The organism is Acinetobacter legionensis (assembly GCF_057165765.1).
In genome coordinates, this window is sequence record NZ_CM169896.1 from 1,335,910 (window position 1) to 1,348,985 (window position 13,076).

Annotated in this window: 8 protein-coding genes and 1 pseudogene; 6 read left to right on the forward strand and 3 right to left on the reverse strand. The window is 36.3% G+C overall.

Annotated features, from left to right (window positions below; all coding sequences use genetic code 11):
* The first annotated feature begins 69 nt into the window (after nucleotides 1-69).
* The gene (gene phnX / locus AC2G3J_RS06095; RefSeq protein ID WP_483770807.1) at nucleotides 70-885 is read left to right on the forward strand and encodes a phosphonoacetaldehyde hydrolase; all 816 of its coding nucleotides are present in this window, start codon (nucleotides 70-72) and stop codon (nucleotides 883-885) included.
* A gap of 293 nt (nucleotides 886-1,178) precedes the next feature.
* Here the strand turns inward: phnX and AC2G3J_RS06100 are convergent.
* Nucleotides 1,179-1,359, reverse strand: a pseudogene (locus AC2G3J_RS06100) (3-oxoadipate CoA-transferase); the annotation flags it as partial.
* Between the two features lies 1 nt (nucleotide 1,360).
* Nucleotides 1,361-2,557: a peptide antibiotic transporter SbmA gene (gene sbmA, locus AC2G3J_RS06105; RefSeq protein WP_419328584.1), complete on the reverse strand. Its 1,197-nt coding sequence runs from the start codon at nucleotides 2,555-2,557 to the stop codon at nucleotides 1,361-1,363.
* A gap of 1,173 nt (nucleotides 2,558-3,730) precedes the next feature.
* Between sbmA and AC2G3J_RS06110 the strand changes: the two genes are divergently transcribed.
* Complete coding sequence (locus tag AC2G3J_RS06110; RefSeq protein ID WP_483770808.1) at nucleotides 3,731-4,699, forward strand: esterase/lipase family protein; 969 nt, start codon at nucleotides 3,731-3,733, stop codon at nucleotides 4,697-4,699.
* A gap of 304 nt (nucleotides 4,700-5,003) precedes the next feature.
* Here AC2G3J_RS06110 and AC2G3J_RS06115 read toward each other — a convergent pair whose 3' ends face one another.
* On the reverse strand, nucleotides 5,004-7,187 hold the full coding sequence (locus AC2G3J_RS06115) for a solute carrier family 23 protein (protein ID WP_336951602.1): 2,184 nt from the start codon (nucleotides 7,185-7,187) through the stop codon (nucleotides 5,004-5,006).
* Nucleotides 7,188-8,170: 983 nt separating this feature from the next.
* Here AC2G3J_RS06115 and AC2G3J_RS06120 point away from each other — a divergent pair.
* The 4 genes from AC2G3J_RS06120 to AC2G3J_RS06135 all read left to right on the forward strand — a co-directional run bounded on the left by AC2G3J_RS06120 (nucleotide 8,171) and on the right by AC2G3J_RS06135 (nucleotide 13,032).
* Nucleotides 8,171-9,514, forward strand: a complete 1,344-nt coding sequence (locus AC2G3J_RS06120) for a putative bifunctional diguanylate cyclase/phosphodiesterase (protein ID WP_483770809.1) — start codon at nucleotides 8,171-8,173, stop codon at nucleotides 9,512-9,514.
* 560 nt (nucleotides 9,515-10,074) lie between these two features.
* Nucleotides 10,075-11,055 carry a quinone oxidoreductase family protein gene (locus AC2G3J_RS06125; protein ID WP_419820207.1) on the forward strand — a complete coding sequence of 327 codons (981 nt, stop codon included), beginning with the start codon at nucleotides 10,075-10,077 and terminating at the stop codon, nucleotides 11,053-11,055.
* 11 nt (nucleotides 11,056-11,066) lie between these two features.
* The gene (locus AC2G3J_RS06130; protein ID WP_483770810.1) at nucleotides 11,067-11,915 is read left to right on the forward strand and encodes a TauD/TfdA dioxygenase family protein; all 849 of its coding nucleotides are present in this window, start codon (nucleotides 11,067-11,069) and stop codon (nucleotides 11,913-11,915) included.
* 64 nt (nucleotides 11,916-11,979) lie between these two features.
* The gene (locus AC2G3J_RS06135) at nucleotides 11,980-13,032 is read left to right on the forward strand and encodes a beta-keto acid cleavage family enzyme (protein WP_483770811.1); all 1,053 of its coding nucleotides are present in this window, start codon (nucleotides 11,980-11,982) and stop codon (nucleotides 13,030-13,032) included.
* Nucleotides 13,033-13,076: the final 44 nt, after the last annotated feature.

Consider the following 13,076-nt stretch of genomic DNA (forward strand, 5'->3'; position numbering starts at 1 on the left):
AATATTACGCAAAACTCAACTTACGCAAGATAGCTATTTTTAACTTTGAGAAATGAATAGGACAAACTTATGAACACTTCAACTTCAGCATTACAAGCCGTGGTTTTTGATTGGGCAGGTACAACAGTAGATTTTGGTTCACGTGCACCAATTTTAGCATTTATGGCCTTATTTTCAGATAATGAAGTTGAAATTTCAATTGAAGAAGCACGTGCGCCAATGGGTTTGGAAAAACGCGATCACATTGCGGCAGTTTTGAAAATGCCACGTGTTGCAGATGCGTGGAAACAGGCACATGGTGCTGAAGTGACTGTGGCGGATATTGACCGTTTATATCAGGACTTTATTCCATACCAATTGAAAAGCATCCCAAGCTGCTCAAAATTGATTCCGGGGGCATTAGAGGCATTTGCTGATATTCGTGCCCGTGGTGCAAAAATTGGCAGTAATACTGGTTATGCTTCGATGATGATTGGTCAATTGATGCAAGATGCAGCTGATCAAGGCTATGTGCCTGACTGTACTATCACAGCCAGTGATGTGAAACATGGTCGTCCATATCCTGAAATGTTGTGGAAAAACTTAATCGAACTTGATGTGTTAGATGTTAAAAATGTGGTGAAAGTGGATGACACAGTGGTCGGCATCGAAGAAGGTTTAAACGCTGGTTGTTGGACTGTGGGTTTGGCCGTTAGTGGGAATGAAGTGGGGCTAAGCTTCGAAGAATGGTCTGCACTTTCAGCGTCTGAACAACTAAGTTTAAAAGAAAAAGCATACGCAAAAATGAATGCTTCAGGTACACATTATGTGATTGATAGTATTGCTGACTTACCTGCGGTATTGGATGCGATTGAACAGCGTTTAGCAAATGGTGAAAAGCCTTAACAGATGATGAATACCAGTCTTTATGACTGGTATTTTTTTAGTGCTGAAGTATCAATTCTTTTTTTAATTTCCTCATGCTGCATGAAAATGATGAATCCATGAGAAATTGTTTAATTAACTTGAGTGTTTGCTTGGTTGTTTGTGGTAGACCAAGCTATGAGTTAAATCGATTTTATAAGGAAGTGAGTACGGTTTTCCAAAATTATGCTTATAAAACTTATGTTGCCTAATAGCTTCCATCCAATGTTTTGCAATTTAAGTTACCCCCCTTTCATGAGGGACGAAGGGAGGTTTTATATAGTTACATCAATCAACTTCGCATCCAGTTATCGACTGCAATTCGTCAAAGCTTAAACCGTCTACATTTTCAATGACTTTCACACTTTTTTCAGCCACATCAATCACACAAAGATCAGTATAAATACGATCAACACATTTCAAAGCTGTTACAGGAGAAGATAATTTAGTCTTAATGTTATTTATCTAAAATTGATTCAAAAGCTTTTAAGCGTTTGTGAATGGAAAGTAACTCTATAATTGTTTTCCAAGAGTTAATCAAATATTGAAAAGATTGACGTACTTGATCAAAAACGTTGGTAATTTGGGTAATGAGTCCTAATGTCATTTTTCCAGCTGCAATGGATGGAAATAAAACGAATAAGCTAAACAAAATATCTAATTGAATATACCAGATGCTTGCTAGGTTAAAATAGGTGTAATGAAAGTACAATCGGAAATAGTTTTGCCGAACACTTCCAAATAGTGCTTTTAATGTTTTAGGTTGTGCCCGTTGCTCATGATCCTCTCCATAAACCAATTCTTTGCGATAAGCCGCTTCAACCTTTTGATTATTAAATTGTAGACCGGGTAATTTAATCCCGACCAGCATAAGTAAAACTGTACCGAATATTGCCCATATGATTGCTGCCCAGACTAAAGAATGATCAATATTTCCAACCAGTGGTAATTCTGTTACTTGTTTAGAAAGTTCAAATAAAATAGGCAGGAAAGCAATTAGGACCATGATCGCCTTAATAAAATTTACACCAAGGTCTTCTAAAATTGTTGCAAAACGCATGGTATCTTCTTGAACACGTTGGGAAGCACCTTCTACATGACGTAGTTCTTGCCAGTGCTTGGTATAATATTCATTCATAGCTGTGCGCCAACGAAATACATAATGGCTGGTAAAAAAAGAATTGATTACAGCTAAAGTAACTGCAACTAGAGCAATCAATAAGAAAGTAATTGTTCCCATATAGAGTTCTTTAATATCACCTCCACCATTTTCTAACATGTTTTGAATAAGGTTATAGAATGGTTGATACCAAGCATTGATTACGACGCTTACTTGAACGCCAAACCAGATATTAAATAGAATAAATGATGACCCCCATACGGACCATCTTTGCCAACGGTTATCTGATTTTAAATGCCAAAAACCTGCAAAAATAGATGTTGAGATGAAGAACCATAAATAAAACCATATAAAAGAGAGTGACCAGAAGCGACTAACGCCTATGGGAAGTTCTAAATTTGCATAACCTTTGGGTAAACCTAAAAACTCACCCCAATGGCTTCCACCAGAGTTCCACAAAAATAAATTAATAATGAACCAAGTAATTAAAGATAAAAAAAACCACTTTGGATTGGGAAAAAACGACCTAAACATGTAAAAAATGCCCTGTGACTTAAAGGAACGCAGTTAATGAGATTATTTAAATGTTATGTTATAACATAACAATAAGTGGCATTCAAGTGCATTTCTAATGTTGAGTTTTCATTTCATCTGAAATTTAAAAAATAAAAGCTGAATGTGAACTTATCGTTCTGTACTAAATGACTTTTTGGGATAGTTACAATCGAAATTGGCCAACAAAATTAGCAGTTATCATTTAACCAATGTACTTTAAATCATAAGAGAAATCTGAGTTTTGCCTTGTATCGTTTGAGGTGTATTTTCAGTAAAATTTTGATTTATAGAAAAATTTTTAAAAATAATGAATTTAAAACGGACAAGTTAAATCAATATTTAAGTAATGGAATTGTTTTTTGTAAAAGTATTTAAGCAGGTTGCAAGGGAATGCAGTGGTAATTTTTGAAAAATGTAAGGTTTTTATAGTTAAGTAATTAAATGCCATACTAATAAACAATGATGACTATTCACATCTATCTGTTTAGGTGGTATTTAGCCAACTGGACGATTTTCTTGGCTTTACACAACATCTCTAAAGTGATATCTCAGTTTTTTCAGTAAAATGAACTGATGAGTTACTTTTCGTTCTGTTCATATCCTAAGCAACGAAGTCATCAACGCCCCGTAATATAATTCAGGAATATTTTAAATATTATCAATGGGCTTCTTTAAATTTAAGCCAGCTACAAAACCTTTTCCTTCTAGCTGAGGAGCTTAGTGATCTAACTAGAACAGTAGGCGACTTACAATATTTAAACAGTCAAGTAAATAAACGTGATAGATCATAAAAATCTTTCAACTATTGAGCAAGCTGAAAACTGGAAAATAATTTAATGTACTTTTAGAAAGGCAGAAAAGAAGAAACTCAGTGACAGTCAAAACTAAAAGATATTAGGACACTGCGTGATTTAGCCAAACAAATCCAGTCACCTCATTTATGCAATCAACTAAAATAAATGGGTCTGCAGAATTTTAAATATATCCATGATTAAGGAGGGTTAATAGCATTCAGTAAATAAGGATTGTAGATGGCAACCTTATTTAAACAGGAATACTATGCAAAAAACAAAAAATGCAAGGTTATAGAGGATTTATAACGTGAATGATGCTTATTTCTTAATAAAAGAAATCAAGATAGCAGGGAAATATATGAAACAGACTTTACTCACCGCTAGTATTGTGGCTTTGGCCACATTGGCTATGCCAGTTTTTGCTTCTGGTTTAAACAGCGTCAGCAGCGACTATGTGGCTTCTGATTATGCAAAAACCAAATATCCTGTTGTATTTAACCATGGGATGTTTGGTTTTACTCGACTCGGTCCGACAGCTTTTGGGATGGATTATTTTTATCAGGTGCTTCCTGATTTGGCACGTAATGGTGCGACGGTTTATGCAACCCAGGTTTCTCCACTAGAATCCACCGAAGTTCGTGGCGAGCAGTTGCTACAACAAGTAGATGAAGTTTTGGCACTCTCGGGAAAGTCAAAAGTTAATCTGATTGGTCATAGTCATGGTGGACCGACCATTCGTTATATTGAAGCGATTGCACCTGAAAAAGTTGCTTCACTCACTGCTGTTGCTGGAACGTTTAAAGGGTCCAAAGTGGGAGATGACATGTTGGATAATCCTGCTGAGAAATTTTTATTTACCGTCTTAGGACAGTATATCGTTGCTCCAGTGGAATTACTCCTACAAGGTAATCCTGATTTGCCGATGAGTCTAGATCGCTCATTAAAATCATTAAGTGAAAAGGGTTCTGCAGAATTCAATGCAAGATTCCCAACTGCAGCAATCCCATCTGATTGTGGTAACGGTCAGAAGATTACCAGTAATGGGGTATATCATTACTCGTGGACAGGTAAAGCTCAAGCAACCAATCTACTTGATGTCATTGACGTTGCCATTTCCACCATGGCACCAAGATCTTATAAAAATAATGACAATGATGGCTTGGTTAACCGTTGCAATGCACATTTTGGACAAGTGATTAGAGACGACTATAATCAAACGCACCTAGACGAAATCAATCAGATTTTGGGCTTAAAAGCATGGTTTGGACCAGATCCTGTGTCACTTTATCGTCAACAGGTCAATCGTCTTAAACTTGAAGGGCTATAAGCAAATATTTAAAGAAATAGACCTAATATTTTCAAAATTAATATCAAGCGCATCATAAGGGAAGGGAGTCTGAATATTCAGGCTTCTTTTGTTTTGTTGAGAGTATAGTGATGGGCTTTCAGTTTAATTTTTACTAAAGATTTAGATTCTTTCATTTATGAATAGAAAGCTGATAAAGATTTATTAGAGATCCTTGCAAAAGGGGCGAAGATGACATCCATGTCGATCACTACACTTGCCTTTAAGATCAGCTTTATGCTGATATCCTTATACAGATCACAATGAGATTATACTGGTATCGACTTTATAAAAAATCTACTTTTCCAGTTTTTACATCATAAATACCACCTGCAATGCCAATTTCACCTTCTTCGACCATCTTTTTCAGTACTGGGCTATTTCTTAAGATATAGGCAATATTATTTTGTACATTTGCAATAGTCACCGCTTGAATGAAATTACTGGTGAGTTGGTAATCAGTCATTTCTTTATGTACGTTTTCAGCTGCCTGCATAATCGGTTTCAGGAAATATTGTACATGTGGGGTTTCGCTCAGTTGAGTGATATCCTTTTTTTGTTCATACATCTGACAAGCAGCAGTCACAGCACCACAGTCTGTATGTCCCAATACTAAAATTAATTTTGAGCCCTTACTCTTACAGGCAAACTCTAAAGAACCTAATACTTTTTCACCCGCAATATTTCCAGCGATTCGTAAACTAAATAGGTCACCAATTCCGACATCAAAAATCCGTTCAGTTGGCGCACGTGAATCCATACAACCTAAAACAGTTGCAAATGGATGCTGTCCAGATTGTGCAGTGACCTGAATTTGACGAGCAATATTATGATAAATACGTTCATGGTTAACGAATCTTTGATTACCTTCTTTGAGTAGCTCAAATACTTGCGAAGGCGTAAGTTGTCGTTGAATTTCCTGAGTACTGACATCAATATCCAGTTCTTCTTCTTTAATTTCAGGATAATGTATTTTAAATCCAATAAGTTTTACATCAATCCCATTTTCTGTAGCAGTTTCATCTCTAAAGTCTTTAATCACTTGATATACATCAGGATCGATGTAGTAGGTATTTGATGCATCGATCACTACGGTATCACCACTGACTATTTTCTCGAGAGCAGAAACCAAAGCCGAACGATTTAAAAAACTAATATTGGGTGCTAGTTCAATACGGGTAATATTTCCATGCAAATGTGCTTCATGAATGATACGAACTCCACGGAATAAATTATTTTTTAATACAATAATAAAGCTAATCAACAACCCCAACAAAATACCGATCAGCAGATCAGTCGCAATAATTGCAATAACCGTTACAATGAAAGGTAGAAATTGTTTCCATCCTTGACCATAGATCCGTTTAAAAAGTGAAGGACTTGCTAATTTCACGCCAGTTAAAATTAAAATGGCGGCAAGGGAAGATAATGGAACAACATTGATTAATGGTGTTAGAAATAAAACTGCAATAATCAATAAAATACCGTGAAAAATTGCAGAGAATTTAGTCTTTGCGCCACTTGCTGCATTGACTGAACTTCGAACAATCACTGAAGTAATCGGCATACCTCCAATTAAACCAGACATGGTATTTCCGATACCCTGAGCAACCAACTCTTTGTTCGGCGGAGAGGCCCGCTTTTGCGGATCCATTTTGTCCGCTGCTTCAAGATTTAATAGCGTTTCAAGCGAGGCGACGATTGCGAGTGTAATGGCGCCTGTATAAATAATAGGATTATTCCATTGAGTGAAGTCAGGGAAACTGATAATTGATTCAACACCTGAAAAGATATTGGGAAGATTGACTAAATGTTCAGTGCTGACTGCGAGGCTGGAATTTGTATTGATAAAAAAATAATTTAATAACCCAGCAAAAATAACCGCAATAAGCGCAGAGGGGATCACCATTTTTTTTAAAGGTGTTTTATCCCACAATAAAATAATGAATACACTAGAAATACCAATGATTGCCGCACCATAATCAAGGTGTTGTAGTAGGCCTATCCCTTCGTTCCAACGTTGTTGAAGAATTTCAGTTTTGATCCCAAAGAGCAGAGGAAGCTGATTGATGATCAATATTAACCCGATGGCAACAAGAAGCCCCATAATCACATTGGTTGGGATAAAATTTGAATATGTTCCTAAGCGAAATAATCCAAAAAATAATTGGAGGAGACCTGCTAAAACCAAACAAAATAAGAAAGCTTGATAATTGCCTTCAAGCTTATCCAATTGCGTTAAAACAATAGCAGTAAGTCCAGCAGCAGGACCTGAGACACTGATATGAGAACCACTCAAATAACCTATAACGATTCCACCAATAACACCTGCAATAATGCCAGAAATTAATGGTGCACCTGAGGCACTGGCTATACCTAAACAGAGCGGTAGAGCGACTAAAAAAACAACTAAACCTGAGAGCAAATCATTTGTATAAAACTTTCTTTTGGGCACTAATTCCTGTTGCATAAATATTCTCGGCAAATTTATAAGTTTGATATGCATCTGGAGACAGTCTATTTCATGCTGTACACCAAACTTGCCTAAGTTAGATGAGAATGTGTCCTTAGACTTTGATAAAGACCAAATGACAACAGATTATGAAAGAAACTCTATATCAGCTTTACAAATGATAAATTTTTCTGAATATTAAAGAAATTCTTAAACATTAATTCGAAAAATTAGCTAAATTATAAATATTTTAATACGTTAATTTTAATTTGATTTTTAAAGTTATAGGCTAAAAAGTGCTGATTCAGTCTATATAAATTATTGCTTGAGTAATAGAGAATGGTGATGTATTTGTTTTAAATAGGTAAGTTTTACTTGGGGACATGATATGTTTTTCCAAAAAATTATTCAGATGTAAAACTTATATTTTTTTTATATTGGGTTTTGTAGGGTTTATGAAATATTTTAGAAAATATGTTTTTTCACGTGAATTTGGTTGTTTATTTGAGTGGGTGAAAATGAGTATTGCGTTGTTTTAACTACACAATGCTTGTGGATATTTATTTTATCTACTCATCTGTTGGCGCCGTAACATGTGAAAAAACATGGTATATTCTGTTTTTGTCTAAGATAGTTTTTCAATTAAAGCTATCTTTTTAATACAACTCACTTAGCAGGATGCTGGAGCATATACAATTTCATTAAAAAATACTTTTTACCTTTATGACTATTTTTAATATTATTCACAATATTGATTTTGAACACTTTTGAGCTATAAATGTCAAAAAATATAAATTGATCGATTACTAGACGGATAATTATTTAAAGGACTAAATTGAAAACGACAGTCGTTTTTTAAAGCTAATCAAGCATGTTAACAAGTCAGATATTTATAATTTATAAGTATTTTTAATAGCTTAGTGTTTATTGATGTGATTCTGAAATTGTATATAAAAACAATGTGGATACTTGATCAATAAATATTTGTAATGGAGTGATTTATGGTCGTTTTATCCTATTTAAAAAACCAAAATAAATATTTCAATGCCATAAAAAACCAGCAAATAACGATTGCGGCTAAAGCAAATATTGCTATTTGTATCGCTTTTTGCCTATTTTGGACCATATATTTCAGCTTTGCAAAGATGTGGTTCATTGTTTGTATTGATATTTTTTTTACAACAATGTCTATCTTCAGTTTATTTTTGATTTATATACATCGGATTTCAGCGGGTATATTGCTTTCACAAGTCGTCCTCTTTATTTTTCCTGTAGTTTTTTGCTTAATATTTGATGTGGCCACACTAGACCATCCTAGAGTTTCACATTTATTTCTTCCAGCAGGAGCAATATTGGGATATTTGAATTATCGAAGAGATCCCAATGCTTTACAGTTGATTTTAATTATCTTATCGATAGCTGCTTTTATCTTTTTTGGTGGAAGTGCTTTTACTTTGGATGCGGCAATACCTTTATCTGAAAGTATTCGGGCTTATGGTGGTTGGATTGCAATATCTGTTGCCACGCTTATGATGTGTATATCAATTTTTGTCATGCAATTGGAATTGCAGATAGAAAGTAAGCTGGTACATGATCTACGCTTGGCACTTTCAAAACAACAGTTTGAGCTCTTTTATCAACCTCAAGTAAATTCTTCTGAAAAAATTATAGGTGCTGAAATTTTGCTACGTTGGCATCACCCGACGCTTGGATATATCCCAGCAAACGACTTTATTCCTGTCGCAGAAACTTTGGAGTTAATGCCTAAAATTGGAGATTGGATACTGATTCAGGCAACTAAAGTATTACAACAATGGAGTAAAAATGAATCTACAAAAGGTCTTACACTTTCAGTCAATATAAGTGCTGATCATTTCATGCAAGAGAATTTTGAGCAAATCATTACGTCCATGGTGCAGAAAAATGGAGTTTTTCCATCCCAACTCATATTAGAAGTAACTGAAAGGGTTGCGTTAAATAATATTGAAAGTGTTATAGAAAAAATGAGTTTGCTGAATAAAAATGGAATTCAGCTTTCTTTAGATGATTTTGGTACAGGTTATTCATCATTAAGCTATTTGCAGAAAATGCCCATTAGCCAGATCAAAATTGATCAGAGTTTTGTACAAGCGGCTTTAGATGATGAACGCTGTAATAAATTGGTCTATGGAATTGTTAAAATTGGCCTTGATTTAAACTTGCGTGTTTTAGCTGAGGGGATTGAGACCTATGAGCAATTTAATCGCTTTCAAGAAAATGGCTGTACTGAATTTCAAGGCTACCTATGGGGATGTCCTATGCCTTTAACGGATTTTATGCATAAAGTAGCTGAGGAAAAGCATTAATGTTTCCGAGAAAAATCATAAGAATAAGAAATAGGCTGTTTTAGATCTATCTTTGATTCAATGGTTGTATTGTGAAAGCCTTTAAGAATTAAATGGGTTTAAATTAAATATTTTCTAAGTTAGCTAAGTTTTGTGATAAGTCGTTAGAGGTGGATCATTCTAGTTTTATTGAAAGTTAAAAATGAATTTTAAATTGTTCAGAAGTCTCAACCTGTTTAAAAATTAAAACAATAAGTGAAATGATTTATTTACTCTAAAGACTGATTCAATTCTAGAATTTCCAAGAAATAGGCTTACAGCTAAAATTTCCCATACCAATTGGGTGGTCACAGATATACAAGTATAAGTTTTAAAAAAACAACATAGGTGATCTGTTTTTAAAATCATAAAATAATTTAAAAACAGTGCCTTACTCAACTAGCTTACAATTTTAAAAACAAGCGTGTCGTAAAATGCTAAGTCAGTGTCGTGTTATGTAAAGTGAGCTGCATCTGCTGTGTTGTAGTTTTAATCATGATTTTTAAATATTGATAAAAATACGGCATGGATAGGGAAATGGCATGAATAAAGCAATACGGTTTTATGAAACAGGAACACCAGATGTTTTGCAATATGAAGACATTGATGTTGGTGAACCAGCAGCAGGGCAAGTGCGTCTGCGTCATGTGGCAGTTGGATTAAATTATGCTGACACTTATTTTCGCGATGGTACATATAAAATTCCACTGCCAAATGGTATGGGCGTAGAAGCGTCTGGTGTAGTCGAAGCTGTGGGTGAGGGGGTAGATCATATTCAAGTGGGTGATCGAGTCACTTATACCGGCTTTTTAAATACTTTAGGTGCTTATAGCACTGCACGTTTAATCTCGGCTGATGTATTAATCAAACTACCTGAAGAAATCTCTTGTGAAACAGCCGCAGCAATGACCATGCGTGGTTTAACCTCGGCTTATTTAATGCGTCGTATTTATGACTTTAAAAAAGGGGACAGCATTTTATTACATGCCGCCGCTGGTGGTGTGGGCTTGATTGTTTCTCAATGGGCAAAGTTACTCGGATTGATAGTGATTGGTACAACCTCTTCAGAAGAAAAAGCACAAATCGCCCGTACATATGGCTGTGACCATGTCATTAATTATAGTTATGAAAATGTTGCAGAACGAGTACGAGAATTAACCGATGGGGTCGGTGTAAATGTGGTCTTTGATAGTGTCGGTAAAGACACGTTTATGGCATCGCTTGATTCGTTAAAACGCCGTGGCTTATTGGTTTGTGTAGGGACTGCTTCAGGTGCAATTCCAGAATTTAATCCGGTCTTATTGGCAATGAAAGGCTCTTTATATATGACCCGCCCAGCACTAGCAGATTTCATTGTCGATCCTTTAGAAAAACAAGAACTTGCCAATGAGTTATTTGATCATGTCCGACATGGACGCATCAAAATTGAAATCAATCAACGCTATGAACTCAAGGATGCAGTTCAAGCTCACCGTGATCTAGAAGCACGTAAAACCACGGGATCATCAATTTTTGTAATTTGAAGGGATGTCTTATGCAAGTTGAACAATTAAGTTGCAATATCGGTGCAGAATTGTTAGGTGTAAATCTGGCTGATGCGATTTGCGATGATGGGTTATTTACTGAAATTCATCAGAATTTGTTAAAGCATCGGGTTTTATTTTTAAGAGACCAAGACCTAAGCCGAGCAGAACATGTGGCATTTGCTGAGCGTTTTGGACAACTAGAAAGTCATCCTGCTGTCGGAAGCCATCCAGAGCATCCTGGACTGGTACAAATTTATAAAAGCCCAGAGAGTCCAATTGATCGTTATGAAAATGCTTGGCATAGCGATGCAAGCTGGCGCAAAGTTCCGCCAATGGGGTGTGTGCTACGTTGTATTGAATGTCCGACAGTGGGTGGCGATACCATGTGGACAAATATGGTGATGGCCTATGAAAATTTACCTATAGAAATCAAAACAAAAATTGCAAATTTACGTGCCTATCACAGTATTGAAGCCAGTTTTGGCGCAATGATGCCGATTGAAAAACGTTTGGCATTAAAAGTACAGTTTCCTGATGCAGAACATCCTGTGGTACGTACTCATCCAGAAACGGGTGAGAAGATTCTTTATGTCAACGCGTTTACCACTCATTTTAGTAACTACCATACCAAAGAACACGTTCGTTTTGGACAAGACGCCAATCCTGGTGCAACCGATTTACTGCGTTATTTAATTACCCAAGCCTATATTCCAGAGTACCAAGTTCGTTGGAGTTGGAAACCGAATAGTATCGCAATTTGGGACAATCGCAGTACCCAACATTATGCCGTAATGGACTATCCACCATGTCATCGAAAAATGGAACGGGCAGGCATTATTGGCGATGCAACTTACTAAGCGTAGCAGTAGCAGTTAAAGATTTTATCCAAACCCTAATTCTAAAATACATATGGAGATGTTTATGCAATTCTTTGATGACTCATTACACCCTGAAAACATGGACAAAGTGGTGATTACGGTAGCGCCTTATGGGCCTGAATGGATGCCTGAGGATTTTCCTGAAGATATCCCCTTGACCATGCAAGAACAAATTCAAAAAGCGGTAGAGTGTTATGAAGCAGGTGCCTCAGTCCTCCATTTGCATGTTCGAGAACTAGATGGGAAAGGTTCGAAACGTCTGTCTAAGTTCAATGAACTCATTGCCGGTGTGCGTGAAGCGGTGCCTGATATGATTATTCAAGTGGGTGGATCAATTTCTTTTGCTCCAGAAAGTGAAGGTGAGGCTGCAATTTGGTTAAGCGATGATACGCGTCATATGCTGGCTGAATTAATGCCAAAACCAGACCAAGTAACCGTGGCAATCAACACCACTCAAATGAATATTATGGAGTTGCTCTATCCTGAATATTTAGAAGGCACTTCTTTGTCTCATCCAGCAATTCAGGCTGCTTATGCTGAAATGACTGTACCAGCAGGCCCAGCATGGGTAGCAGAGCATTTAAAGCGTTTAACTCAAAATGGCATTCAACCGCATTTCCAGTTAACTGGGATGCATGGTTTAGAAACGCTGGAACGTATGGTGCGTAAAGGGCTGTATAAAGGTCCGTTGAATTTAACATGGATTGGAATTGGGGGCGGTTTTGATGGGCCAAATCCTTTTAACTTCTTTAACTTTATTCATCGCGTACCTGATGGCTGTACTTTAACTTCAGAGTCTTTACTTAAAAATGTTTTGCCGTTTAACACCATGTCAATGGCAATGGGCTTACATGCACGTGTCGGAAATGAAGACACCATTATCGATCATCAAGGGCAACGTTTTTCTTCAGTACAGCAAATTCAACAGACTGTGCGTATTGCCCATGAATTAGGTCGTGAAGTCGCATCAGGTAAAGAAGCACGTGAAATTTATCGTATTGGCGTGCAATACGACACGATTGAAGAAACCTTGTTGGAAAATGGTATGGCGCCCAATCGTAAAGCTGGTCAAAAGGGTGTTCCACAGCGTAAATAATGTTTTGAGTCTAAAGGATTTTTGATTCAAACAGTGAGAACAAG